20 protein-coding genes are annotated in these 24,095 nt (G+C 72.5%); 11 read left to right on the top strand and 9 right to left on the bottom strand.

Annotated elements, in window-relative coordinates; all coding sequences use genetic code 11:
- Positions 1 to 78 precede the first annotated feature (78 nt).
- The 8 genes from ACFVQ3_RS02230 (at position 79) to hemQ (ending at position 9,904) form a co-directional block, all read left to right on the top strand.
- Positions 79 to 444 (top strand): ACT domain-containing protein, encoded by a 366-nt coding sequence (locus ACFVQ3_RS02230; RefSeq protein WP_387634520.1) that lies wholly within the window; start codon positions 79 to 81, stop codon positions 442 to 444.
- Positions 445 to 627: 183 nt separating this feature from the next.
- Entirely contained in the window at positions 628 to 1,647 is a 1,020-nt protein-coding gene (locus ACFVQ3_RS02225) for a LacI family DNA-binding transcriptional regulator (protein WP_387634518.1), read from the top strand.
- A gap of 415 nt (positions 1,648 to 2,062) precedes the next feature.
- The gene (locus tag ACFVQ3_RS02220) at positions 2,063 to 3,760 is read left to right on the top strand and encodes a glycoside hydrolase family 13 protein (RefSeq protein ID WP_387634516.1); all 1,698 of its coding nucleotides are present in this window, start codon (positions 2,063 to 2,065) and stop codon (positions 3,758 to 3,760) included.
- Positions 3,761 to 3,828: 68 nt separating this feature from the next.
- Positions 3,829 to 5,214, top strand: a complete 1,386-nt coding sequence (locus tag ACFVQ3_RS02215) for an extracellular solute-binding protein (RefSeq protein ID WP_387634514.1) — start codon at positions 3,829 to 3,831, stop codon at positions 5,212 to 5,214.
- Positions 5,215 to 5,605: 391 nt separating this feature from the next.
- Entirely contained in the window at positions 5,606 to 6,478 is an 873-nt protein-coding gene (locus tag ACFVQ3_RS02210; RefSeq protein ID WP_387634655.1) for a carbohydrate ABC transporter permease, read from the top strand.
- Positions 6,479 to 6,708: 230 nt separating this feature from the next.
- Positions 6,709 to 7,596, top strand: a complete 888-nt coding sequence (locus tag ACFVQ3_RS02205) for a carbohydrate ABC transporter permease (protein WP_387634653.1) — start codon at positions 6,709 to 6,711, stop codon at positions 7,594 to 7,596.
- Between the two features lie 309 nt (positions 7,597 to 7,905).
- On the top strand, positions 7,906 to 9,102 hold the full coding sequence (locus ACFVQ3_RS02200) for a ferrochelatase (RefSeq protein ID WP_387634512.1): 1,197 nt from the start codon (positions 7,906 to 7,908) through the stop codon (positions 9,100 to 9,102).
- 67 nt (positions 9,103 to 9,169) lie between these two features.
- Positions 9,170 to 9,904, top strand: coding sequence for a hydrogen peroxide-dependent heme synthase (gene hemQ / locus ACFVQ3_RS02195; RefSeq protein ID WP_387634510.1), 735 nt, complete (start codon positions 9,170 to 9,172; stop codon positions 9,902 to 9,904).
- A gap of 59 nt (positions 9,905 to 9,963) precedes the next feature.
- On the opposite strand, the gene ACFVQ3_RS02190 is transcribed toward hemQ, so the two are convergent.
- Positions 9,964 to 10,317: a hypothetical protein gene (locus ACFVQ3_RS02190; RefSeq protein ID WP_387634507.1), complete on the bottom strand. Its 354-nt coding sequence runs from the start codon at positions 10,315 to 10,317 to the stop codon at positions 9,964 to 9,966.
- A 128-nt stretch (positions 10,318 to 10,445) separates the two neighbouring features.
- Between ACFVQ3_RS02190 and ACFVQ3_RS02185 the strand changes: the two genes are divergently transcribed.
- Positions 10,446 to 11,282, top strand: coding sequence for a tryptophan-rich sensory protein (locus ACFVQ3_RS02185; protein ID WP_387634505.1), 837 nt, complete (start codon positions 10,446 to 10,448; stop codon positions 11,280 to 11,282).
- A 111-nt stretch (positions 11,283 to 11,393) separates the two neighbouring features.
- Here the strand turns inward: ACFVQ3_RS02185 and ACFVQ3_RS02180 are convergent, their stop codons facing one another.
- The 3 genes from ACFVQ3_RS02180 to ACFVQ3_RS02170 form a co-directional block, all read right to left on the bottom strand.
- On the bottom strand, positions 11,394 to 12,707 hold the full coding sequence (locus tag ACFVQ3_RS02180) for a Glu/Leu/Phe/Val dehydrogenase (protein ID WP_387634503.1): 1,314 nt from the start codon (positions 12,705 to 12,707) through the stop codon (positions 11,394 to 11,396).
- Positions 12,708 to 12,809: 102 nt separating this feature from the next.
- The gene (locus ACFVQ3_RS02175; protein WP_387634501.1) at positions 12,810 to 13,580 is read right to left on the bottom strand and encodes an aldo/keto reductase; all 771 of its coding nucleotides are present in this window, start codon (positions 13,578 to 13,580) and stop codon (positions 12,810 to 12,812) included.
- A gap of 66 nt (positions 13,581 to 13,646) precedes the next feature.
- Positions 13,647 to 14,414, bottom strand: a complete 768-nt coding sequence (locus ACFVQ3_RS02170; RefSeq protein WP_387634498.1) for a helix-turn-helix domain-containing protein — start codon at positions 14,412 to 14,414, stop codon at positions 13,647 to 13,649.
- A gap of 53 nt (positions 14,415 to 14,467) precedes the next feature.
- Here ACFVQ3_RS02170 and ACFVQ3_RS02165 point away from each other — a divergent pair, with 53 nt between their 5' ends.
- Entirely contained in the window at positions 14,468 to 18,016 is a 3,549-nt protein-coding gene (locus ACFVQ3_RS02165; RefSeq protein ID WP_387634496.1) for a proline dehydrogenase family protein, read from the top strand.
- A 74-nt stretch (positions 18,017 to 18,090) separates the two neighbouring features.
- Here the strand turns inward: ACFVQ3_RS02165 and ACFVQ3_RS02160 are convergent, their stop codons facing one another.
- Entirely contained in the window at positions 18,091 to 18,819 is a 729-nt protein-coding gene (locus ACFVQ3_RS02160; protein WP_387634493.1) for an anaerobic ribonucleoside-triphosphate reductase activating protein, read from the bottom strand.
- Positions 18,820 to 19,104: 285 nt separating this feature from the next.
- On the opposite strand from ACFVQ3_RS02160, the gene ACFVQ3_RS02155 reads away from it, so the two are divergent.
- Positions 19,105 to 19,479, top strand: coding sequence for an SdpI family protein (locus ACFVQ3_RS02155; protein ID WP_387634490.1), 375 nt, complete (start codon positions 19,105 to 19,107; stop codon positions 19,477 to 19,479).
- A 10-nt stretch (positions 19,480 to 19,489) separates the two neighbouring features.
- Here ACFVQ3_RS02155 and ACFVQ3_RS02150 read toward each other — a convergent pair whose 3' ends face one another.
- From ACFVQ3_RS02150 to ACFVQ3_RS02135, 4 genes are read right to left on the bottom strand one after another with little or no spacing between them, the layout of a single operon-like run.
- On the bottom strand, positions 19,490 to 20,506 hold the full coding sequence (locus ACFVQ3_RS02150) for a LacI family DNA-binding transcriptional regulator (RefSeq protein ID WP_387634487.1): 1,017 nt from the start codon (positions 20,504 to 20,506) through the stop codon (positions 19,490 to 19,492).
- Positions 20,507 to 20,563: 57 nt separating this feature from the next.
- Positions 20,564 to 22,015: a GH1 family beta-glucosidase gene (locus tag ACFVQ3_RS02145; protein WP_387634484.1), complete on the bottom strand. Its 1,452-nt coding sequence runs from the start codon at positions 22,013 to 22,015 to the stop codon at positions 20,564 to 20,566.
- The gene (locus tag ACFVQ3_RS02140) at positions 22,012 to 22,941 is read right to left on the bottom strand and encodes a carbohydrate ABC transporter permease (RefSeq protein WP_377678818.1); all 930 of its coding nucleotides are present in this window, start codon (positions 22,939 to 22,941) and stop codon (positions 22,012 to 22,014) included. Before ACFVQ3_RS02140 ends, ACFVQ3_RS02145 begins: the two co-directional genes overlap by 4 nt.
- A complete protein-coding gene (locus tag ACFVQ3_RS02135; protein ID WP_387634481.1) occupies positions 22,938 to 24,065 on the bottom strand; it encodes a carbohydrate ABC transporter permease in 1,128 nt (375 codons plus the stop codon). Before ACFVQ3_RS02135 ends, ACFVQ3_RS02140 begins: the two co-directional genes overlap by 4 nt.
- Between the last annotated feature and the right edge of the window lie 30 nt (positions 24,066 to 24,095).

Here is a 24,095-nt window from a genome sequence, read left to right as displayed (position 1 = left end):
TTGTTGTGCACTGCACGACACCTGTCCTGGGCGATTCGTGCGTTCCGCGTGTCGGTGGCGCGGCCTAGGCTCGCGGGCATGTCCGCGCAGAAGCTCCGCCTCCTCGACTCGTTCTTCACGCTCGCGCACGAGCCCCACGCGTCCTTCCCCGACGACGACGAGTGGGTCGCGCTCGTCCGTGCACCCGAGGGCCTGACCGTCCTGCGCGAGGCCTCGCCCTTCGGCGGCGGTGGCGACCGGTGGGCCGGTTTCTACGGTGACCCCCACGGGCTCGGCAAGCCCGGCATGCTCGCGGCGATCGTCGGCCCGCTAGCCGAGGCGAGGATCGCGGTCTTCGTCGCGTCGACCTTCCACGCCGACCTGGTGCTGGTCCCCGAGGACTCGGTCGAGTCCGCCGCGGACGTGCTCACCGACGCGGGGCACACGGTCACGCGGGGGCGCTGACGGCGCTGGCGGCGCTGGCGGCCGACGCGGCCGACGCGGCCGACACGGCCGAGGCCGCCCACGCGGCCGACGCCGCAGACGCCGCCGACGCGGCGGACGGGTGGCCCGACGTGCCCCCCCGGGAGGCGCTCAAGATTGCGCAAGCGAACGCAAGCCGCTTGCGCTCTGCGTATAGTCAGGAGCATGTCCAGACGACTTGCCGAGGTGGCCAAGAAGGTCGGCGTCAGCGAGGCCACGGTCAGCCGCGTGCTCAACGGCAAGCCCGGGGTCTCCCAGGCGACGCGCGACTCCGTCCTCACGGCCCTCGACGTGCTCGGGTACGAGCGCCCCACCAAGCTGCGCGGTGAGCGAGGACGGCTCGTCGGCCTCGTGCTCCCCGAGCTCGCCAACCCGATCTTCCCGGCGTTCGCCGAGGTCATCGGCGGTGCGCTCGCGCAGCAGGGGTTCACGCCCGTCCTCTGCACACGGACCGCGGGCGGCATCACCGAGTCCGAGTACATCGACCTGCTGCTCGGCCAGCAGGTCTCGGGCGTGCTCTTCGCCGGTGGCTTCTACGCCCAGCGTGAGGCCGACCACGAGCCGTACCGGCGCCTCGCCGAGCGCAACCTGCCCGTGGTCCTCATGAACGCCTCGATCGAGTCGCTCGACTTCCCGCGGGTCTCGTGCGACGACGTCGTCGCCATGAACCAGGCGCTCGGCCACCTCCTCTCGTTGGGACACCGCCGGATCGGGCTCCTCCTCGGGCCGACCGACCACATCCCGTCCGAGCGCAAGCTCGCCGCGGCCCACACGCTCGCGGCGCGCCACGGCGTGACCATCGACCCCGCGCTCGTCCAGCACAGCCAGTACTCGCTCGAGAGCGGCCAGGCCGCCTCGGTGCGGCTCCTCGAGGCCGGGGCCACGGCGATCGTGTGCGCGAGCGACCCGCTCGCGCTCGGCGCGATCCGGGCGGTGCGCCGGGCCGGCAAGCAGGTGCCGACCGACGTCTCGGTCGTGGGCTACGACGACTCGGCCCTCATGAACTCGACCGACCCCGCGCTCACGACCGTCCGCCAGCCCATCGAGCCCATGGGGCGCGCGGCCGTCGACCTGCTCGCGAGCATGATCGCCGGGGCGGACGTGTCGCGCGACGAGCTGCTGTTCGAGCCCGAGCTCGTGGTGCGCGGCTCCACGGCGCCGCTGCGGAGCGCCGCGACCGACTAGCAGGCGCCGCCGCCGACGAGGGCGCCGTTCCCGGGACTCCGGGGGCGGCGCCCTCTGTGCTGCCCGGGGAGCCGCCCCCGGCCTGGCGCCGGCCCCGCCCCCGGCGCCGGCCCCGCCTGCCCCGCCCGCCCCTGCCCCGACCCCCGCCCCCCGCCTGCCGCTGGGTGCGGAGCAGTTGCCCCGTTCGTGGCCCCACGGGTGCAACTACTCCGCACCCAGCGATGCCCCCATGCAAGGTCGCGTTTTGATAACGCTCCTGTCGAGTTCTTGCGTGATTGCTGTCGACTGATTACGTTGTTGCTCACGACGACGGATCTACGGATCGGGAGTCCAGCGGCACACCCACCCGGGACGCCGCGCTCGACGAGGAGCACCCGTTCATGGCTGAACGGGACGGACGGAAGACGAGGACACGGTGCGCGAGGACGACTCGACCCGAAGGACCGACGCCACCTGGTGGCGCGACGCGGTCATCTACCAGGTGTACGTACGCAGCTTCGCGGACGGCGACGGCGACGGCACCGGCGACCTGGCCGGCGTCCGGCAGCACCTGCCATACCTGCGCGACCTGGGCGTCGACGCCATCTGGTTCACGCCCTGGTACCTGTCCCCGCTCGCCGACGGCGGCTACGACGTCGCGGACTACCGCGAGATCGACCCGCAGTTCGGCACGCTCGCCGAGGCCGAGCAGCTCATCGCGGAGGCCCGCGACCTGGGCATCCGCACCATCGTCGACGTCGTCCCCAACCACGTCTCGGCCGCGCACCGCTGGTTCCAGGCCGCGCTCGCCGCAGGTCCCGGCTCGCCCGAGCGCGAGCGCTTCTGGTTCCACCCCGGCAAGGGCCCGGGCGGCGACGAGATGCCCACGCACTGGGTCTCCGACTTCCAGGGCACCACCTGGACCCGCACCACCAACCCCGACGGCACGCCCGGCGAGTGGTACCTGCACCTGTTCACGCCCGAGCAGCCCGACCTCAACTGGAACCACCCCGACGTCCGGCGCGAGCACGAGGACATCCTGCGGTTCTGGTTCGACCGTGGCGCGGCCGGCATCCGCATCGACTCCGCCGCGCTGCTCGTCAAGGACGCCACGCTCCCCGAGGTCCCCGCCCACCCCGGCCCCGGCGAGCACCCGCACGTCGACCGTGACGAGATCCACGACGTCTACCGCGGCTGGCGCGCCGTCGCCGAGTCCTACGACGAGCCACGCGTCCTCGTCGGGGAGGTCTGGCTCGCCGACCGCGCCCGGTTCGCGCAGTACCTGCGCCGCGACGAGATGCACACCGCGTTCAACTTCGACTTCATGGCCCGCCCCTGGGACGCCAAGGCCCTGCGCGAGTCCGTCCAGACCACGCTCGACGCGCACGCCCCCGTCGGAGCCCCCGCCACCTGGGTCCTGTCCAACCACGACGTGACCCGCCCCGTGACGCGGTACGGCCGCGAGGACAGCGCGTTCGCCTTCCCGACCAAGCGCTTCGGGACGCCGACCGACCTGGCCGCGGGCCGCCGTCGGGCACGGGCCGCCGCCCTGCTCTCCGCCGCCCTGCCCGGCTCGCTGTACGTCTACCAGGGCGACGAGCTCGGCCTGCCAGAGGTCGAGGACCTCCCGCTCGACGTCATCAACGACCCCATGCACTTCCGGTCCGGGGGAGTGGACCCCGGCCGAGACGGCTGCCGCGTCCCCCTGCCGTGGACGCGCGGCGGCAGCAGCCACGGGTTCGGGCCCGACGGCGGCACGCACCCCTGGCTGCCCCAGCCCGCCGGGTGGGGCGATCTGTCCGTCGAGGCGCAGACGGGCGACGACGCGTCGATGCTCAGCCTCTACCGCCGCGTCCTCGCGCTGCGCCACACCGAGCCCGCGTTCCGCGGCGACTTCGCGTGGGCCGACGACGTCCTGGCCGGCGAGGCGACCGAGGTCCTCGCGTTCACGCGGGGAGACCTGCTGTGCGTCGTCAACCTCGGCCCCGCCGTCCCGCTGCCCTCCGGGCACGAGGTGCTCCTCGCGAGCGCCGACCTCGAGCAGGGCCCCACGGGCCCCTGGCTCCCCACCGACACGGCCGCATGGCTCCGGCGCACCCCGCCCGGCCACGCGACCGGCGCCACCCCCGCCTGACAGCACCACCCGACACGCACCACCCGACACGCACGACCCGCACACCCGCCCGACAAGGAGCAGAGACAATGAAGTCCACACGCCGCGCGATCGCCCTCACCCTCGTGGGGGCCCTCACCGCCACCGCCCTCGCCGCCTGCTCGAGCTCCGGCTCGGGCGACGACGAGTCCGCCGACGGGAAGACCACCCTCAAGGTCGTCTCCCTCCTGCCCGGCTCCGAGCCCGAAGCCATCGACGCCTTCAACGAGCAGGTCAAGCAGTTCGAGGACGCCAACCCCGACATCGACGTCGTGCCCGAGGAGTACGAGTGGAAGGCGACCACGTTCGCCGCCCAGCTCGCCGGCGGCACCCTGCCCGACGTGTTCGAGATCCCGTTCACCGACGCCAAGACCCTCGTCGAGAACAAGCAGATCGCCGACCTCGACACCCAGTTCCGCACCCTGCCCTACGCCGACAAGTTCAACCCCGCCATCATCGACGCCGGGACCGGCCCCGACGGCCACGTCTACGCGATCCCCGCCAAGAACGTCTACGGCGTCGGCCTCCACTACAACCGGGCCCTGTTCGAGTCCGCAGGCCTCGACCCCGACTCCCCACCCACCACCTGGGACCAGGTCCGCGAGTACGCCAAGAAGATCGCCGACGCCAACCCCGGCGTCGCGGGCTACGCCCAGATGACCCAGAACAACACGGGCGGCTGGCAGCTCACCGTCAACACCTACTCGCGCGGCGGCCGCGTCCAGGACGTCGCCGACGACGGCAAGGCCACCGAGTCGCTCGACAACGACGGCACCAAGGAAGCCCTCGAGTTCCTCAAGACGCTGCGCTGGGAGGACAACTCCATGGGCAGCAACTTCCTCCTCGACTGGGGCACCATGAACGAGGCCTTCGCCGCCGGACAGGTCGGCATGTACACGTCGGGCTCCGACGTCTACACCTCCATGGTCCAGTCCAACGGTCTCGACCCCGCGACCTACGGCCTCACCGCGCTGCCCCTCGACGGCGGCGAGGCCGGCGTCCTCACGGGCGGCACCCTCGCCGCCATGCCCGCCAAGGCCACCGACGAGAAGAAGGCCGCCGCCGTCAAGTGGATCGACTTCTTCTACCTCAACAAGCTCGTCGACCAGGACGCCGCCGTCAAGGACGCCCAGACGCTCGTCGCGAGCGACCAGCCCGTCGGCACGCCCGTGCTCCCCATGTTCAGCAAGGAGCAGTACCTCGAGAACCAGACGTGGATCAAGGACTACATCAACGTCCCCCTGGACCAGATGACCGGGTACACCGACACCATGTTCGACCTGCCCCTCGTCGGTGAGCCCTCGCAGAAGACCCAGGAGATCTACGCGCTCATGGACCCCGTCGTCCAGGCCGTGCTGACCGACAAGAACGCCGACGTCGACAAGCTGCTGGCGGACGCGAACAAGCAGGCCCAGGCGCTGCTCGACCAGGGGTGATTCCCTTCGTGGGGTGAGGCGGGGGACGGGGCCGGGCCTACCATCCGGCCTCGTTCCTCGGCCTCCCGCCTGGCCCCACCACTGCCCGTCCCCGTCCCCCGCCCCACCCCGGGACCCCGCCCCTGTCTCGCCGGTGCTCGCCCGGTGCTCGTGAGGGCGGGCCGGGGGTCCGTCCCCGTCTCCCTGGCCCTCACCCCGAGCTCGTGAGTGCGGGCAGCCCGGCTCCTCGTTCTCCCGGTCGGTCGCGAGCCCCCTCTGGCGACCGACCGGGGACACCCCTCCTCTCCTCGACCCCGAAGGACCTTCCGTGACCGCCACCAGTGCACCGGCGCGCAGACGCCACGAAGCGCCGGCCGACAAGCCCGCCCGACGACGGTCGCCCGCGACCTGGGTGCGCGGCGGCGGGCTCAGCAACCTGATCTTCATGCTGCCCGTGATCGTGATCTTCGGGGTCTTCTCGTGGTTCCCCATCGTGCGGGCCCTGATCATGAGCGTGCAGGAGACGAACCTCGTCGACACGCAGTTCGTGGGGCTCGACAACTTCCGGTACGTGCTCGCCGACCCGCTGCTGTGGACCGCGGTCAAGAACACGGCCTACTTCGCGTTCCTCGCGCTGCTGTTCGGCTACCCGATCCCGCTCGTGGCCGCGGTGCTGATGAGCGAGGTCCGGCGGTACAAGGGGCTGTACTCGGCCCTCGCGTACCTGCCGGTCGTCGTTCCGCCCGTCGTGGCCGTGCTGCTGTGGAAGTTCTTCTACGACGGCAGCCCCAACGGGGTGTTCAACACGATCCTCGGCTGGGTGGGTCTCGGCCCCTACCCGTGGTTGCAGGACGCGACCACGGCCATGCCGTCGCTCGTGCTCGCGGCCACGTGGGCCGGGGCCGGCGGCACGATCATCATCTACCTCGCGGCGCTCACGAGCGTCCCGCCCGAGCTCTACGACGCCGCCGAGGTCGACGGCGCGGGCGTGTGGCGCAAGGTGTGGCACGTGACCATGCCCCAGCTCCGCGGGGTCCTGTTCATCACCCTGATCCTGCAGATCATCGGGACCGCGCAGGTGTTCCTCGAGCCGTACCTGTTCACGGGCGGCGGCCCCGCGAACTCGACCATCACGATCCTGCTGCTCATCTACAACTACGCGTTCGCGAACAGCCTGGGCGGCAACTACGGCGCGGCGACCGCGCTGTCGCTCATGCTCGCGCTCGCCCTCGCGGCCTTCTCCGCCCTGTACTTCCGCCTGACCCGGTCCTGGAGCACCTCATGACGACCCCGCGCACCGACCGTCCTGCCGCCGTCCCGCCAGGAGCGCCTGGCGGCGCGCCGGACCTCGCCCCGGCCACCGGGCCCGACGGCGCCGCCCGCCCCGGCGGGTACCCCTCGCCCGTGGAGATCTCGGCCCAGGGCGGCGGCTCCATGGCGGGGCTCGCCGAGAGGGCCTACCTGACCCGTCGCGAGGGCGACGCGGCGCGCGAACGCAGGCGGCGCCGTCGGGCCATGGATGCCGTGGCCGACCGCGGCGCCGTGTCCGTCGCGGACTGGCGACGCCCGTCGGTGCGGTTCGGGATGGGTGGGACGCACGTCCTGCTGCTCGTCCTGCTCGTGGTCGCGGGGCTCGGGCCCATGCTGCTGCTCGCGAAGTTCGCGGTCACGCCCACGCAGGACATCCTGCGCACGCCCATGGCGATCTTCCCGAACGGCATCGCGTGGGACAACCTCGACAAGGCGTGGAACGAGGTCCAGGTCAGCAAGTACTTCTTCAACACGATCTGGCTCGCGCTGGGCTCGTGGGCCGTGCAGATGGTCGTCGCGACGACCGCGGGCTACGGGCTGTCGGTGCTGCGCCCGCGCTACGGCAAGGCGGTCCAGGCCGCCGTGCTGTCGACCATGTTCATCCCGGCGGTCGTGCTCCTCGTGCCCCTCTACCTGACGATCCTGGACCCGCCGCTGCTGGGCACCTCGCTCATCAACAGCTTCTGGGCCGTGTGGCTGCCCGCTGGGGCGAGCGCGTTCAACGTGCTGCTGGTGCAGCGGTTCTTCGACAACCTGCCGCGCGAGGTCTTCGAGGCCGCGCGCGTCGACGGCGCCGGCCCCTACCGGCTGTTCTGGTCGATCGTGCTGCCCATGTCCAAGCCCATCCTGGGCGTGGTGTCGGTGTTCGCGATCATCGCGAGCTGGAAGGACTTCCTCTGGCCGCTCCTGGTCCTCAAGGACCCGCTGATCCAGCCGCTGTCGGTGCGCCTGCCCGCGATCGCGGCCACGACCGACAAGGGCGTGTTCCTCGCGGCGCTCGCGATCTCGACCATCATCCCGGTGCTGCTGTTCCTCGTGTTCCAGCGCACGTTCCTGCAGGGCGCGGGGCTCGGGGGAGCGGTCAAGGGGTAGCCGGAGGCGCGGGGTGCGCCAGGTGGGTCACCTGGTGCTGACCGCCGTGCGCTCGCCCGGTCGCACAGCCGAGCCGGCGCACGGGCGGGTCGTTCGCGAGATGCGGCGGACCGGGGTCGGAGGACGCCTTCCACCCCCCCGTCCGCCGCATCTCGTGGACGCTCGGGCGCTCGCACGACCCTTCCCGCACCGTGGGCCGCGCCCTCGCAGACCGCCCGCAGCCGTTCTGACGAACTGTCCCGTCAATGTCACGTCCGCGTCGCAGCCCTCCGGGGATGAACCCCCAGGTGCGGCTGAGATGATGCGGACATGCCCTCGTTCTCGCCCCAGACGACGGCCGCCGGAACCGGTGCACGGACCAGCACCGCTCCTGCCGCTGCCGCAGAAGTCCGCCCCTACGACGCCCTCCTCCTCTACTCGTTCGGAGGGCCCAACAAGCCCGAGGACGTCGTGCCGTTCCTGCGCAACGTCACGGTCGGCAAGGGGATCCCCGACTCGCGCCTCGAGGAGGTCGGCGAGCACTACTACGGGTTCGGTGGCAAGAGCCCCATCAACGAGCAGAACCTCGCCCTCAAGGCCGCGCTCGAGGAAGAGCTCGCGGACCGCGGGATCGACCTGCCCGTCGTGTGGGGCAACCGCAACTGGGAGCCCTACACGCGCGACGCCGTCGAGCAGCTCGCGCAGGACGGCGCCCAGCGGGTCGTCGCCCTCGTGACCTCGGCCTTCTCGTCCTACTCCGGGTGCCGCCAGTACCGCGAGGACCTCGCGCTCACGCTCGACGCGCGCGGCGACCTCGGTCCTGACGGCTCGACCGGCATCGAGTTCGACAAGGTGCGCTCCTACTTCAACCACCCCGGCTTCGCGCAGGCGAACATCGACGCCGTGCTCGAGGGCTACGAGGCCCTCGCCGCCAAGGGGGGCGACGTGCGCGAGGCCCGCCTCGTGTTCGTCACGCACTCGATCCCGCTGACCATGGAGGCCGCGTCGCGCATCTCGCACGCGACCTACTCGCGCCAGCACCTCGACCTGGCCAGGGTCGTCGCCGAGGAGGTCTCGGCGCGCCTCGGTCACGAGGTCGAGTGGAACCTGACGTTCTGCTCGCGCTCGGGCCCGCCCGCGCAGCCGTGGCTCGAGCCGGACGTCAACGACCACCTGGAGTCGCTGGCCGCCGACGACGTCACGAACGTCGTGCTCTCGCCGATCGGCTTCGTGTCGGACCACATGGAGGTCGCGTACGACCTCGACACCGAGGCCATGGAGACGGCGACGCGCCTCGGGATCACCGCGGTGCGCGCCGGGACCGTCGGCACCCGGGCGCCCTTCGTCAAGGGTCTGGTGGACCTGGTCCTCGAGCGGGCGGCCATCGCGCGCGACGAGAAGTTCACCGAGGCCGTGGTCGGAGAGCTCGGCGCGTTCCGCTCGGTGTGCGCACCGGACTGCTGCCTGCGCCGCGACGGGGAGCCCAGCGGCATCCCGGCGCTGTGCAGCACCGACCTGCACCGCTGACCCGCCGACCCGCACGACTCCCGGGACGTCGACGGACCGGGAGCACGCACACCAGAGAGGCACGACGATGAACGACGCGCACCGCGTCCCCGTGGACCACGAGCAGATCAACGACTCGATCCGCTACACGATGTGGTCGGTCTTCGCGCTGGCCGAGTCCCTGCCGGCCGACGCCGCCGAGCGCACCGAGATGGTCGAGGCGGCGCTCGCGGCAGTCGGCGGCGGCGACGACCCGGCGGCCGTCGAGGGCGACCTCGTGGTCCGTGGCTGGTACGACCTGGGCGGCCTCCGCTCCGACGCCGACCTCATGGTCTGGTGGCACGGGCCGACCATCGAATCCGTCCAGGGCGCCTACCAGCGCCTGCGTGCCAGCGAGCTCGGGCGCCACCTCGAGCCCGTCTGGTCGAACGCAGCCCTGCACCGTCCGGCCGAGTTCAACCGCGGTCACGTCCCGGCGTTCCTCATGCACGAGGAGCCGTCGGCGTACCTGTGCGTGTACCCGTTCGTGCGGTCGTACGACTGGTACCTCCTGCCCGACGCCGAGCGCCGCACCATGCTGCGCGACCACGGCCTGGCGGCACGCGACTACCCGGACGTGCGCGCCAACACGGTCGCGTCGTTCGCGCTCGGCGACTACGAGTGGCTGCTGGCGTTCGAGGCCCAGGAGCTGCACCGCATCGTCGACCTGATGCGCGAGCTGCGCGCGACCGAGGCGCGTCGCCACGTGCGCGAGGAGACGCCGTTCTTCACCGGTCCCCGGACCACGCTCATCGAGTGGGCGGGACGCCAGCCCCTGTCCTGACCTCGTGACCTGCCGCTGAGTGCGGAGCAGCTGTCGCCGATCCGCCCGATCCGCGACAGCTACTCCGCACTCGGCGTCTCCGGGGTGCCCGGGGGCCCCGGGGTGCCCGGGGAGGTGGCGGGGGCTCGGGCGTCGAGGACCCGGGCGAAGGCCCCGAACAGGTCGACCGACATCGGCACGTGGCCGTGCTCCCACGCCGGGGCGACGTACTGCTGCTCGGCGAAGGTCCGGTCCGCCGTCGCCACAGGCTCCGCCGTCGCCACAGGCTCCGTCGACGTCGACGTCGACGCCGACGCCGACGCCGACGCCGACGCCGATGCCCTGGTCGACGCCGCCCGGTCGCCGTCCGCCGCGACCCCCGGGGCGAGGACGTGGACGAGTGCGCCGAGCGCCGCTCGCAGCGTGCTGTTCATGTGGTTCTCCGACGGCGGGCCGCGTCGCGGCGATCTGCTGGCGCCGGAGCGTAACCGGTCGAGGGTGTCCGGCGCCAGCGGGGCGTCCACAAGATGCTCAGCATGCTGAGCGTTGGCATGCTGGGGTCATGAGCACCACCCGAGCGACCACCTCTGCCCAGCCCGCCGCAGCCCCCACGACCGCCGACCGGGTCCGCCAGGTCACGGTCCTCGTCGGGGCGGCGGTCGCGATCGTCGGCGCGGCGTTCGGCTCCGGAGCGTTCGGCGGCCAGGCGATCCAGGACGCCGCCGGGGGAGCCCTGGCCGCCGACGCGACCCCCGTCGCGCCCGACGGCCCCGCGTTCTCGATCTGGTCGGTGATCTACCTGGGGCTCGCGGCCTTCGCGATCTACCAGGCCCTCCCGCGCCAGGCCACCGATCCCCGGCTGCGGGCCGTGTCGTGGTGGGTCCTGGCCTCGATGCTGCTCAACGCGGCCTGGATCGGCGTGGTCCAGACGGGCGTTCTGCCGCTCAGCGTCGTCGTGATCGGCGCCCTCGTCGCGGTCCTCGCCGTGATCCTCGTCCGGCTCGTCCGCACGCCGCCCACGAGCGCGCTCCAGGCCGTGGTCCTCGACGGCACGGTCGGCCTCTACCTGGGCTGGGCCAGCGTCGCGACGCTCGCGAACGTCGCCGCCGCGCTCACCGACGCGGGCGTGGGCGACCTGGGCCTCGGGGAGACCGGCTGGGCGGTCGTGGTCGTCGTGGCGGGAGCTGTCCTGGCCGTCGCCTACGCCCTGTTCGCGGCCCGGCGGCCCGTGGTGGCGATCGCGACCGGCGCGGCCATGGCCTGGGGGCTCGGCTGGATCGCCGCCGGCCGGGCGAACGGCCCCCTGCTCGACGGCACCGTCGCGGTAGCGGCCGGCGTCGCCGCAGGCATCGCGCTCCTGGCTCCCGTCGTGACCACGCTGCGCGCACGACGCGGCTGACGCGGCGCCGTCGGGCCGCACCGCGTGGACGCCCCCGACGGCCCTGCCAGGACGCACCGCAGGGCGGCCCTCGCCTCGCGAGGACCGCCCTGCCGCTGCCGAACGAGACCGCTACGGGTAGAGACCCCGGATCTGGTGCGCCTCCGCCGTGCGCTGGATGCCGATGACGAGCGCGGCGTCGCGCAGGCTCAGCTCCTCGCGACGAGCCAGCGACGACACACCCTGGTAGGCCACGTGCATGCGGTGCTCGAGCTTCTCGCCGATCTCCTGCTCGGTCCACCAGTACGCCTGGTTCGCCTGGACCCACTCGAAGTAGGACACGACGACGCCGCCCGCGTTCGCGAGGATGTCCGGCACCACGGTCACGCCGTTCTTCGCGAGGATGCGGTCGCCCGCGGCCGTCGTCGGGCCGTTCGCTCCCTCGACGACCCAGCGGGCCTTGACGGTGTGCGCCGTCTCGTCGTCGAGCACGCCCTCCACCGCCGCCGGGATGAGGACGTCCACGGGCAGCGCGAGCAGCGCGTGGTTGTCGATCGCCTCGGCGTCCTCGAAGCCGACCACCGTCCCGGTCTCGGCGACGTGCCGGAACAGGGCGGCGACGTCGAGCCCGTCCTCGTCGTGGATACCGCCGTACTGGTCGCTCACCGCGACCACGCGGGCACCCTGGCCCGCGAGGATCGCGGCGGCGTGCGAGCCCACCTTGCCGAAGCCCTGGACCGCGACCGACGCGTCCGAGACCTCGAGCCCCGCCTCCGCGAGCGCGGCCTTGGTCGTGTGGACCACGCCCTGCGACGTCGCCGTGGTGCGCCCGAGCGAGCCGCCCACGGGGATCGGCTTGCCCGTCACGACGCCCGGGATCGTGTAGCCCTGGTTGACCGAGTAGGTGTCCATGACCCACGCCATGGTCTGCTCGTTGGTGCCCATGTCGGGGGCCATGATGTCCCGCTCTGGACCGATCACGGGCATGATCTCGCTCGTGTACCGACGGGTCACGCGCTCGAGCTCGGCCTGCGAGTACTGGCGCGGGTCGATCGACACGCCGCCCTTGGCCCCGCCGTACGGCAGGTCCACGACGGCACACTTCCAGGTCATCCACATGGCCAGGGCGCGCACCTCGTCGATGTCGACGCTCGGGTGGTAGCGCAGGCCGCCCTTGCCGGGCCCGCGCGAGACGTTGTGCTGCACGCGGTACCCGCGGAACAGCACGATCTCGCCGCTGTCACGACGCAGCGGGACCGAGACGTTGACCTCGCGGCGCGGGGTCGCGAGCATCTCGTGCAGGCCCGGGTCGTAGCCGAGGATGTCGACCGCGTTCGCGAGCTGGCTGTGGGCCGTCGCGAGGGCCGAGGCCTTCTGGTGAGGGGGCTCGGCCGTGGATTCGGCCTGGGTGGAACCGCTGGTGGGCGGCGTTGACGTCGTCGTCACTCTTCCTCCGGGTGATGAGGGTTTCCCGGTCCCGAGGTGAGGGACCGTGCCCGTCCAACGTACCGCCAGGTGGGGGCCCGTCTCACGTCGCCGGCCGGATCGTCACCCGAGCGTGTCGATGCTCGCGAGCTCGTCGGGGCTCAGCGAGAAGCCCGTGACGTCGAAGTTCTCCTCGATCCGGGCGGCCGTGACCGACTTCGGGATCACGACGAAGCCGTGGTCGAGGTGCCAGCGCACGACGACCTGCGCGGTGCTCACCCCGTGAGCCTTCGCGACGGCCCGCAGCGCGGGCGAGTCGAGGTTCGTGCGCTTGAACGGGCTGTACCCCTCGAGGACCACGCCGCGCTGCGAGTGCTGCTCGACGACCCGGGCGTCGTAGTCGTCGGGGCCCCACGGGATCTGGTTGATCGCGGGCGTCTCGCCCGTCTGCTCGGACAGGACGTCGAGCTGGTCCACCGAGTAGTTCGACACCCCGACCGACCGCACGAGACCGACGTTGCGCGCCGCCAGCATCTCGGCCCACACCCACGGCGAGGCCTCGCCCGACGGCGGCCAGTGGATCAGCCACAGGTCCAGGTAGTCGGTGCCGAGCAGACGCAGCGACTGCGCGAGGGTCTCGTGCTCGCGGCCGACGTCGGCGGGGCGCAGCTTGGTCGTGAGGAACACGTCGCTGCGCGGCACCCCGGACGCGGCGAGCGCACGGCCCACCTGCTCCTCGTTGCCGTACATGGTCGCGGTGTCGATGTGCCGGTAGCCGACGTCGAGCGCGTGACGCACCGCGCGGTAGCAGTCGTCGCCCTCGGACTGCCACGTGCCGAGGCCGAGCAGGGGGATGTCGCCGCCGGGCAGGGCGGCGGTGGGGATCGAGGTCATGGGTCCCAGTCTTGGCACGGGTCGGGCGGGTGCGCGAGCGGGGAGGGGGAAGCGGGTGAGCGGCTCCTACCGCCGCGCCCGCCGCCGGAAGGACGACGGCGTCTCGCCCGTCAGCCGCGCGAAGGTCCGGGTGAACGCCGGCTGGTCGTAGAAGCCCGTGACGACCGCGATCTCGGCGATGGGGGAGCCGGTGCCCGCGAGCAGCTCGGCCGCGCGGTCGACCCGGGCGCGCAGCACGAGCTGGCGCGGGCTGAGCGAGAACACGCGCCGCACCCGCCGGTCGAGCACGGCGGGCGTGCACCCTGCGAGGGCCGCGAGGTCCGCGACCGTGAGCGCCTGCCCCAGACGCTCCTCGATCCCGGCCACGAGCCGAGCCATCGAGTCCATCGAGGCGTCGTCGGCGTCGTCCTCTCTCAGGTCCTGCGAGACCGACACGAGCCCGACGAGGCGACCTGCGCCGTCGTGCACCGGGAGCTTGGACGTGAGGAACCAGCCGGGCGTGCCGCCCAGGCGACGGATCAGCTCGAGCTCGTTGCGCAGCGGGCGGCCCGTCCTCAGGACCTCGGCGTCCTGCTGGTCGTAGCGCTCGGCGAGCTGCGGCACGAACAGGTCGGTGGCGCGCCGGCCGAGGACCGCGCGGCGCGAGCGCTCGTGCGTGCGGGCCACGAAGACGCGGTTGACCAGCACGTACCGGCCCGTGACGTCCTTGGCGCAGAACATGGTCGACGAGAGCTCGTCCATGAGGTCGACCATCGCGGGGCTGAGGGCAGCCAGGAGCGCCTCGCCCTCGGGCCAGGTGCGTGGTGGGGCGGACTTGTCCGGAAGCGATGCCATGACAGCCCGGATCGTACAAGACGAAGCGTCAGCAACGGAGGCACGCTAGGAGGATGAGCAGCCACGACTCGAGCGCCCCCGCGGGCGCGCCACGCGCGGACGACCGGTCACGAGCCGGCGCCTCCTCGCCCCTGACCAGCGTCGACGTCCACACCGGCACCCCGATCGAGGCGCTGACCGACGACGCCGCCCGCCTCGCGCGCAGCTGGATCGCGACCGCGGCCGCAGCCTCCGAGGGCGTGAGCGAGCGCAGGACCGCCGAGCGCCTCGGCGCCCTCGTGTCCGACCCCGCGGGCCTCGAGCTCGCGGTGCGCTTCGTCGACAACGTCGCCCGCCCCCAGGACGTCCAGGTCGCCGCGCACGAGCTCGGCCTCCTGGGCGACCTCGCGGGCGGGGCGAAGGGCTTCCTCGGCACCGTCGACACCGCGCTGCTGCGCCTGGGGGCACGCATGGCCCCCGTGCTGCCGAAGGTCGTCGTGCCCGCCGCGCGGATCCGTCTGCGCCAGCTCGTGGGGCACCTCGTCGCCGACGCCGGCCCCGGGCTCGGCAAGCACCTCGCGCGCACTCGCGCCGAGGGGTACGCGCTCAACGTCAACCTTCTCGGTGAGGCCGTGCTCGGCGAGGACGAGGCGCAGGCCCGCCTCGCACGGACCATCGCGCTCGTCGAGCGTCCCGACGTCGACTACGTCTCGGTCAAGGTGTCCTCGGTGGCGTCGCAGCTCGTCACGTGGGACCTGGAGGGCTCGCGCGACCGCGTCGTCGAGCGCCTCCTGCCGCTGTACCGCGCCGCGCGCGACCACGGGGTGTTCCTCAACCTCGACATGGAGGAGTACCGCGACCTGGCCCTGACGACCGAGGTCTTCCAGGCGATCCTGGGGCGCGAGGAGTTCCACGGCCTCGAGGCCGGGATCGTGCTCCAGGCGTACCTGCCCGACGCGCTCGGCGCGCTCGACGGCATCACGGCGTTCGCGACCGAGCGCGTCGCGGCGGGCGGTGCGCCCGTCAAGGTGCGCCTCGTCAAGGGCGCGAACCTCGCGATGGAGAAGGTCGAGGCCGAGCTCCACGGCTGGGAGCAGGCGCCCTACCCGACCAAGCCCGACGTCGACGCCAACTACGTGCGCCTCGTCGACCACGCGCTGCGCGCCCCCCGCACCGACGCCGTGCGGATCGGGGTCGCGAGCCACAACCTGTTCCACGTCGCGCTCGCGATCCTCGTCGCGCGGGCGCGCGGCGTCAGCCACGCGCTCGACATCGAGATGCTGCAGGGCATGGCGCCGGGCGAGGCCCGGGCGGTGCGGGCCGAGGTCGCCCTGAACGGGGGCCGCGTGGTCCTCTACACGCCGGTCGTGGCGCGCGAGGACTTCGACGTCGCGATCTCCTACCTGGTCCGCCGCCTCGAGGAGAACGCGGCCGAGCAGAACTTCCTGCACGCCATGTTCGCGCCGTCGGACCACCCGTCGGACCACCCCTCGGACACCGCGATGGACCGCCAGGAGGCCGCCTACCGCGCCTCGGTCCGGCTCGGGACGCAGTACACCGCCGCGGACGTGGCGCCGCGTCGCCAGGCGCGAGACGTCGTCGGATCTGCGCAGGGCGGGAGGGCCGCGGCCGGGTTCCGCAACGCGTCCGACACCGACCCTGCCGTCGCGGCCCACCGCGCCTGGGCCGCGCGGATCGTCGGACCGGACTCCGGGTTCGTGCCCGCGCAGTCGCCCGTGGTGACCAGCACGGACGAGGTGGACGACGTCGTCGCGCGCGCCGGCCGGGCCACCGCGGCCTGGGCGCAGGTCGCCCCCGCGGACCGGGCCCGCGCGCTGCGTGCCGTGGCGGCCCGGCTCGAGGAGGCCCGCACCGACCTCGTGACCGCCATGGTGCACGAGCCCGGCAAGACCGTCGCCGAGGCCGACCCCGAGGTCAGCGAGGCCGTCGACTTCGCGAGCTACTACGCGCAGTCCGCCGAGGCCCTCGACCAGGTCCCCGGCGCGACCTTCACACCCGACGGCGTGACCCTCGTGACCCCGCCGTGGAACTTCCCGGTCGCGATCCCCGTGGGCGGGATCGTCGCGGCGCTCGCGGCCGGCTCGGCCGTGATCGCGAAGCCCGCCCCCGCGACGCCGCGCTGCCTCGAGGTCGCGGTCGACGCGATCCGCGCGGGGCTCGCGGACGCCGTGGCGGACGCGCCGGCGGGGAGCGGCCTGACGGCCGAGGCCGTGCGCGACGTCGTGCAGCTCTCGCGCGTGCCCGACGGCGACCTGGGCCGCCACCTCGTGACGCACGAGGGCGTGGCCCGCGTGATCCTCACCGGGGCCATCGAGACCGCGCAGATGTTCGCGTCGTGGCGCCCCGACCTGGACGTGCTCGCCGAGACCTCGGGCAAGAACGCGATCGTCGTGACGCCCTCGGCGGACCTCGACCTCGCGGCGGCCGACGTCGTGCGCTCGGCGTTCGGGCACGCGGGCCAGAAGTGCTCCGCGGCCTCGCTCGTGATCCTCGTGGGTTCGGTCGGTGACCCGCGCACCGAGACCGGACGCCGGTTCCAGGTCCAGCTCGTCGACGCGGTCCGTTCGCTCGCGGTGGGCCCGGCCACGGACGTCTCGACGACCATGGGCCCGCTCACGGAGGCTCCCGGCGACAAGCTGCTGCGCGCCCTGACGACGCTCGAACCGGGCGAGCAGTGGCTCGTCGCGCCGCGCCGCCTCGACGCCGCAGGGCGCCTGTGGACCCCGGGCCTGCGCTCGGGCGTCGCGCCCGGCTCGTTCTTCCACCTCACCGAGGCGTTCGGCCCGGTGCTCGGGATCATGACGGCCGCGACGCTCGACGAGGCGATCGAGCTGCAGAACGCGGTCTCGTTCGGCCTCACGGGCGGCATCCACAGCCTCGACGACACCGAGGTGGACACCTGGCTCGACCGCGTCCAGGTCGGCAACGCCTACGTCAACCGCGTCATCACGGGCGCGATCGTGCAGCGCCAGTCGTTCGGCGGCTGGAAGCGCTCGGCCGTGGGCCCGGGCGCCAAGGCGGGCGGTCCCAACTACGTGGCTGAGCTCGGCACGTGGAGCGACGCGGTCGGTGCGGGTCCGGCCGCGGGCAGCGTGCCCGACGCCGGAGCCGTCCCCGCGCGCGAGGCCTCGCCCGAGGCGTGGCTCGCGTGGGCCCGGGCCGACGACGCCCGCTGGTGGGCGCACGAGTTCGCCGTCGAGCACGACCCGTCGGGCCTGCACGTCGAGTCGAACGTGTTCCGGTACCGGCCGGTCGACGTCCTGACGGTCCGTGTCGGTGCTGACGCCGCGGAGGCCGAGGTCGAGCGTGTGCTGTCGGCGGCACGCACGGCCGGGGTGCCGGTCGTGGTGAGCCGTGCAGACGGCCCGTCGGCAGCGAGCCACGAGGCGTTCGCCGCGGCCGTGGCGCGGGGCGAGGTCACGGGGCGGGTGCGCGTCGTGGGCTCGGCACCCGGGCTGCGTGAGGCCGCGGCCGGCCACGTGGGCGACGTGACCGTGCTGGACCACCCGGTCCTCGCGAGCGGTCGGCGCGAGCTGCTCACGGTCCTGCGCGAGCAGGCGATCAGCCGCACGATGCACCGCTTCGGGCACGTGACGCGCTAGGCCCCCGGACGTGTCGGAACCAGCGTGACCCAGGGGTCACGCTGGTTCTGGCACGAGGTGGTCCGGAGGCGCGATCAGGTGCGCCGCCGGAGCTGGGGGAGGTCCTCGTCGTCCAGCACGTCGGACAGCCGGCGGCCGGCGAGCGCGGCGGCGTACTCCGGGCGGGTGCCGACCGGGCGCGCCTCCTGGAGCACGTGTCCCCGCACCCCCAGCGCCGACAGCTGCCCGCAGAGCTCGAGGACGTCGTCGCGGGAGTGCACGGTCGGGTCCACGGTGGTCCGCACCTCGTGCGCGACTCCGGAGCCCTGCAAGGCCGCCAGCGAGCGGTAGGCGGCCCCGCCCGACGGGGCGGCTCCGGTGACGCGTGCGTACTGGTCGGGCAGGTCCTTGATGTCGAGACCCACCCAGTCGACGAGCGGCAGGACGTGCTCGAGCCGCACGGGCCACGCACCCCCGGTGTGCAGCCCGACGCCGAGGCCCAGCTCCCGCACGTCGGCGATCGCCGCCGGGAGGGCGGCGTGGAGGGTCGGTTCGCCGCCCGAGAAGACGACCCCGTCGAGGAGTCCCCGCCGCTTCCCGAGGAACGCCAGGACGTCGGTCCAGGGGATCGGCCCGTCGGCGTCGCGGGGTGCGTACGTGACGAGGTCCGGGTTGTGGCAGTAGGTGCAGCGCCACGGGCAGCCCTGGAGGAAGACTGTCGCGACGCGCCGGCCCGGCCAGTCGACGGTCGAGAACGTGGTCAGGCCCGCGATCACGAGGGGGAGGAGCGCGCGCTTCTCGGACGAGCCTGCGGTGGCGGTCATGTCGTGTCCTTCCGGCCTGTCGTCAGGGGTCGTGGTGCGGTCCCGGGCAGGCTCGGGTCAGCGGTGGCACGACGTGCCTCGACGGTACGGTGATGTGACGCGCGACTCACCGAGCACAATTGTGAGAACTTTCACAAGCGTGACGGTTCGGCGACGCAGCACGGACGAGGGAGCGGCTCTCCCACGACGCGCGCGGTTCGCCCTAGGCTCGTGGCGTGCCCCCGCGGCCCCCACCGGCCTCGCCCGCCGACCGCGGCGCACTGCAGACCTCGTCGAGGAGGCCCCGTGCTCGCTGTCTGGATCATCGTCGCCGTCGCGCTCCTGGTCGCGTGGCTCGCCTGGCTCGGGGCCACCGACCGGATGACCCGCAACGGCCTGATCGGGATCCGCACGCCCGCGACCCAGCGCAGCGACGCGGCGTGGATCGCGGGGCACCGCGCCGCGCTCACGGTGGTGCTGCCGGGGGCGGCGCTGGTGACGGTCCTCGCGGTCGTCGGGAGCCTCCTGGGCCCCGACGGCGCCACGGACGTCCTGTTCTTCGTCGTCGCCGGGGCGCTCCTCACCGAGGGCATCGCGGCCGCGGCCGTCGCCGAGGTCGCGGCGCGCGGAGCAGACCTCGGGCAGGGGGACGAGCGCGCCGAGCAGTGGGACGTCGACTAGCGGCGCACGGTCAGTCCGACGCCCCGCGGATGAGCTCGGGGGAGAAGACGCGCGGCGACCGCGAGACGGGGTGGCCCGCGATGAGGTCGAGCAGCATCCCGGTCGCGGCCTTGACCATCTCCACGACGGGGTTCTGCACGGTCGTCAGCGCCGGGCTGGTCGCCCCCGCGACGCCGAGGTTGTCGAAGCCGACCACGGCCACGTCTCCCGGCACGGACTTGCCCCGAGCGCGCAGCACGCGCAGCGCGCCCTCGGCCATGAGGTCCGAGGCGGCGAAGACCGCGTCGATGTCGGGGTGGCGGTCCAGGAGCTCCTCCATGGCCGCGGCACCGCCGGCCGCGGCGAAGTCTCCCGAGGCGATCGCGTCGTCGGGCAGGCCCGCCGCACGCAGAGCCTTGCGCCACCCCATGAGGCGGTCCACGCCCGCCGTCATGTCCTGGGGGCCGCTGATCGTCGCGATGCGGCGGTAGCCGCCGTCGATCAGGCGCTGGGTCGCGATGCGCCCGCCCTCGACGTTGTCGACGTCCACGTAGACGAGGTCGTCCATCGCGGTGAAGGGTCGGCCGACGAAGACCGCGGGGAGGGGGGACGCGAGCACGGCGCCCTCGAGGTCGTCCTCGCGGTGGTGCGACGTGATGATCGCGCCGTCCACGTGACCGCTGCGCAGGTACCGCACGATGCGGCCCGCGTGCTCGTCGGGCCGGGCGATGAGCAGCACGAGCTGCAGGTCCGTGGGCGCGAGAGCCGCGCTGACCCCGCGCAGCGTCCCCGACAGGAACGGGTCCGTGAGGATGCGCTCGTCGGGCTCGGGGACGACGAGCGCGATCGAGTCGGTACGCCGTGTCACGAGGGACCGCGCCGCCCTGTTCGGGGTGTACCCGAGCTGGGCGACGGCGGCGTCCACGGCGGCCTGCGCCTCGGGGGAGACGCGCAGACCGCCGTTGATGGCGCGGGACGCCGTCGAGCGGGACACGCCGGCCGTCTGTGCGACCTCGTCCAGGGTCGGCGCGGAACTCAGGGTGCTCATGGTCTCAGTATCCTGCCAGGCCTGGATGAGAGAACTGCCACGTTCGGAGGCTCGCCGTCAGGGGCGGGCCGGGACCGCGTTCTGGGACGCGACCTGGGCGAACCAGCGCCCGCTCGCCTTGACGGTGCGCTCCTGGGTCTCGTAGTCGACCCGGACGATCCCGAACCGCTTGGAGTAGCCCCAGGACCACTCGAAGTTGTCCAGGAGGGACCACGCGAAGTAGCCGCGGACGTCGGCGCCGTCGTCGATCGCGTCCTTGACGGCCCGCAGGTGGGCGTCGAAGAACTCGAGGCGGTTCTGGTCGTCGACCGACCCGTCGGCCTCCACGACGTCGTCGTAGGCGCAGCCGTTCTCGGTGATGTAGAGCGGCACCCCCGCGGGACCCGTGTAGTCCGCCTGGAGGCGGTTGAGCAGGCGCGTGAGGCCCTCGGGCTGGATCTCCCAGCTCTGGTCCGTGACGGGCAGCCCGCGCGGGTGGTTGAACACGCCGTCGGCCGCGGGGTAGGGGCTCGACGTCGGACGCTCGACCGGCGCGGAGCCGTCCAGCGTCGTCGACGCGGGCCTCGAGGAGACGAGCTCGCCGTGGTAGTAGTTCACGCCGAGCGCGTCGATGGGCGACGAGATGATCGCGAGGTCACCGTCCTGGACGTGCTCGGCGAAGCCGTACTCCTCGACGTCCGCGAGGACGTCTGCCGGGTACTCGCCCTTGATGACGGGGTCCAGGAAGATCCGGTTGAACTGTCCGTCGATGCGGCGGGCCGCGTCGACGTCACCCGCGTCGTCGGGGTCGACCGGGTCGGCGACCGTGAAGTTGAGCGTGATCCCGAGGTTCGCCTCGGGGGCACGCTCACGCAGAGCCTGGACCGCGAGACCGTGGCCGAGCAGGAGGTGGTGCGCCGCGGCGAGACCGTCGGGTCGGCTCTGGCGGCCGGGGGCGTGGACACCGCCCGTGTACCCGAGGAACGCTGAGCACCACGGCTCGTTGAGGGTCGTCCAGACCCCGACGCGGTCGCCGAGCGCCTCGTGCATCGTCACGGCGTAGTCCGCGAAGCGGTAGGCCGTGTCGCGGTTCGTCCACCCGCCCTGGTCCTCGATCGCCTGCGGCAGGTCCCAGTGGTAGAGCGTGATCCAGGGCAGCAGGTCCTCGGCGAGCAGCTCGTCGACCAGGCGGGAGTAGAAGTCCAGGCCCTTCTGGTTGACCGCGCCGCCACCCGGCTGGACGCGGGCCCACGACGACGAGAACCGGTAGGTGCCCAGGTTCAGGTCGGACAGGAGCGCGACGTCCTCGCGGTAGCGGTGGTAGTGGTCGCACGCGACCTCGCCGTCGTCGCCGCCCAGGACGGCTCCCGGGACGCGGCAGAACGTGTCCCAGACGGAGTCCTCGCGGCCGTCGGTGTGCGCGGCCCCCTCGATCTGGAACGCGGCGGTCGCGGCGCCCCAGAGGAATCCCTGGGGGAACTCGACGCGGTCGGTGGCGCCCAGGTGGCGGGGGGTGATGATCTCGGTCATCCCTTGACAGCTCCTTGCATGATGCCGGCGACCAGCTGGCGACCGGTGAAGATGAACAGCACGATCAGCGGCAGCGTCACGAGGAACACGCCTGCCATGACGAGCGAGTAGTCCACGAAGTAGTTCGCCTGCAGCGACCGCACCACGAGCGGCAGCGTCGGGTTCTCCTGGTTCAACACGATGGACGGCCAGAAGAAGTTCGTCCACTGCTGGACGAACGTGAACAGGCCGAGCATCGCGGCCGCGGGACGGGCCGCGGGCAGGGCGATCGACCAGAAGGTCCGGAACATCGAGGCACCGTCGACGCGTGCGGCCTCGATGAGCTCGTACGGCAGGGACTCCGACAGGTACTGCGTCATCCAGAACACGCCGAACGCGGTGACGAGCGCGGGCACGATCACGGCCTGCAGCTTGCCGATCCACCCGAGGTCGGACATGAGGATGAACATCGGGATCACGCCGAGCTGGGTCGGCACGGCCATGGTGGCGATGACGAAGACCAGCAGGGGGCCGCGGCCACGGAACCGGAGCTTGGCGAACGAGTAGCCCGCGAGCGTGGAGAACAGGACCACGGAGAGCGACGTGACGACCGCGATGATCACCGAGTTCGCGAACGCCTTCCAGAAGTTGATCGCGCTCGACCCGATGACCTCGGCGAACTGCGTGAACAGGCTCGCGTCGGGCAGGAGCTGCGGGAGCGCGGCCTTGGAGATCTCGGCCGGCGTCGACGAGCCCAGGATGAGCGTGAAGTACAGCGGGAAGATCGAGATCAGCAGCACGAGGCCGAGGAAGGTGTAGGTGACCCAGCCCGGTCGGCGGGTGTGGCCCCCCGTGCCCTTGCGGACGGGGCGGCGGTTCGGGCGGCGGGCGGCCGCGCGGGCGGCACCCGCTCCGGCGGTCTGCGCGACGACGGGGATCGAGCTCATCGCTTCTTCCGATCGTTGGGTGCGCTCGTGGGCGCGCTGGGTCTGCGGGCGGGGGAGTGTCCGCGCGGGCTGGTCGTGTTCTGCGCCCGGACCGCGGCGGCGGCCGCCTTGCGGCGTGCGCGCTGGACGGCTCGTGGCGCCTTCTTGCTGGGGCCCGAGGTCGAGATGCTGCGCGTGATCGCGAAGTTCACGAGGCCGATGAGCAGGATGACGATGAACAGGATCCAGGCGATCGCGGCGGCGCGGCCGAAGTTCTTCTGGTTGCCCCACGCGACGTCGTACAGGTACAGCACCGTCGTCATCCACTGGCGGTCGGCGCCGCCGAGGCCCTGCGCGTCGTACGTGCGCGGCTCGTCGAAGATCTGCAGGCCGCCGATGGTCGAGGTGATGATGACGAAGATGATCGTGGCGCGGATCTGGGGCACGGTCACGGAGAAGAACTGGCGCACGCGGCCCGCGCCGTCGATGATCGCGGCCTCGTAGAGCTCGCGCGGGACGGCCTGCATCGCGGCGAGGAAGATCAGCGCGTTGTAGCCGGTCCAGCGGAAGTTGACCATCGAGGCGATCGCGACGTGGCTCGCGAGGGCGTCGGCGTGCCAGCGGATCGGTTCGATCCCGATCACTCCGAGCAGCCCGTTGATGAGGCCGTACTGGTCGGCGAAGAGGCGGCCGAAGATGAGGCCGACCGCGACGGGGGCCACGACGTAGGGGAGCAGGACGCCCATGCGCCAGAAGGTCGCGGCACGCAGGTTCTGGTCGAGCAGCGCCGCGATGATGATCGCGCACATGACCTGGGGCACGGACGAGAGCAGGAAGATCGAGAAGGTGTTGCGCAGCGACTTCCAGAAGGTGGGCTGCGCGAGCACGTCGGAGAAGTTCTGGAGACCGACGAAGTCCCCTTGTCCGCCCAGCAGGTTCCACTCGTGGACCGACACGAAGGCCGTGTAGACGAGGGGGAAGAGCCCGGTGATCGCGAAGAGGATGAAGAACGGGGAGATGTAGAGGTAGGGGGAGAGCTTGACGTCCCAGCGGCCGAGGCGCTGGGAGAAGCCGACGCGCCGCTGCGGGCGTGGTGCCGGTCCGTCGAGGCCCTGGTTGGGCTGGGTGGGAGTGAGGACGCTCATCCGACTTTCCTTGCTGGGTCGAGCGGGGAC

It is taken from the genome of Oerskovia sp. NPDC057915 (assembly GCF_042887685.1).
Classification (GTDB): Bacteria; Actinomycetota; Actinomycetes; order Actinomycetales; family Cellulomonadaceae; genus Oerskovia.
This window is presented reverse-complemented; position numbering and strand designations above follow the sequence as displayed.

Excerpts from the sequence above, each read along its gene's own strand:
- ACFVQ3_RS02230 (WP_387634520.1), top strand. The coding sequence starts at position 79 with ATGTCCGCGCAGAAGCTCCGCCTCCTCGACTCGTTCTTCACGCTCGCG.
- ACFVQ3_RS02225 (WP_387634518.1), top strand. The coding sequence starts at position 628 with ATGTCCAGACGACTTGCCGAGGTGGCCAAGAAGGTCGGCGTCAGCGAG.
- ACFVQ3_RS02215 (WP_387634514.1), top strand. The coding sequence starts at position 3,829 with ATGAAGTCCACACGCCGCGCGATCGCCCTCACCCTCGTGGGGGCCCTC.
- ACFVQ3_RS02205 (WP_387634653.1), top strand. The coding sequence starts at position 6,709 with ATGGATGCCGTGGCCGACCGCGGCGCCGTGTCCGTCGCGGACTGGCGA.
- ACFVQ3_RS02200 (WP_387634512.1), top strand. The coding sequence starts at position 7,906 with ATGCCCTCGTTCTCGCCCCAGACGACGGCCGCCGGAACCGGTGCACGG.
- hemQ (WP_387634510.1), top strand. The coding sequence starts at position 9,170 with ATGAACGACGCGCACCGCGTCCCCGTGGACCACGAGCAGATCAACGAC.
- ACFVQ3_RS02190 (WP_387634507.1), bottom strand. The coding sequence starts at position 10,317 with ATGAACAGCACGCTGCGAGCGGCGCTCGGCGCACTCGTCCACGTCCTC.
- ACFVQ3_RS02185 (WP_387634505.1), top strand. The coding sequence starts at position 10,446 with ATGAGCACCACCCGAGCGACCACCTCTGCCCAGCCCGCCGCAGCCCCC.
- ACFVQ3_RS02175 (WP_387634501.1), bottom strand. The coding sequence starts at position 13,580 with ATGACCTCGATCCCCACCGCCGCCCTGCCCGGCGGCGACATCCCCCTG.
- ACFVQ3_RS02170 (WP_387634498.1), bottom strand. The coding sequence starts at position 14,414 with ATGGCATCGCTTCCGGACAAGTCCGCCCCACCACGCACCTGGCCCGAG.
- ACFVQ3_RS02165 (WP_387634496.1), top strand. The coding sequence starts at position 14,468 with ATGAGCAGCCACGACTCGAGCGCCCCCGCGGGCGCGCCACGCGCGGAC.
- ACFVQ3_RS02160 (WP_387634493.1), bottom strand. The coding sequence starts at position 18,819 with ATGACCGCCACCGCAGGCTCGTCCGAGAAGCGCGCGCTCCTCCCCCTC.
- ACFVQ3_RS02150 (WP_387634487.1), bottom strand. The coding sequence starts at position 20,506 with ATGAGCACCCTGAGTTCCGCGCCGACCCTGGACGAGGTCGCACAGACG.
- ACFVQ3_RS02145 (WP_387634484.1), bottom strand. The coding sequence starts at position 22,015 with ATGACCGAGATCATCACCCCCCGCCACCTGGGCGCCACCGACCGCGTC.
- ACFVQ3_RS02140 (WP_377678818.1), bottom strand. The coding sequence starts at position 22,941 with ATGAGCTCGATCCCCGTCGTCGCGCAGACCGCCGGAGCGGGTGCCGCC.
- ACFVQ3_RS02135 (WP_387634481.1), bottom strand. The coding sequence starts at position 24,065 with ATGAGCGTCCTCACTCCCACCCAGCCCAACCAGGGCCTCGACGGACCG.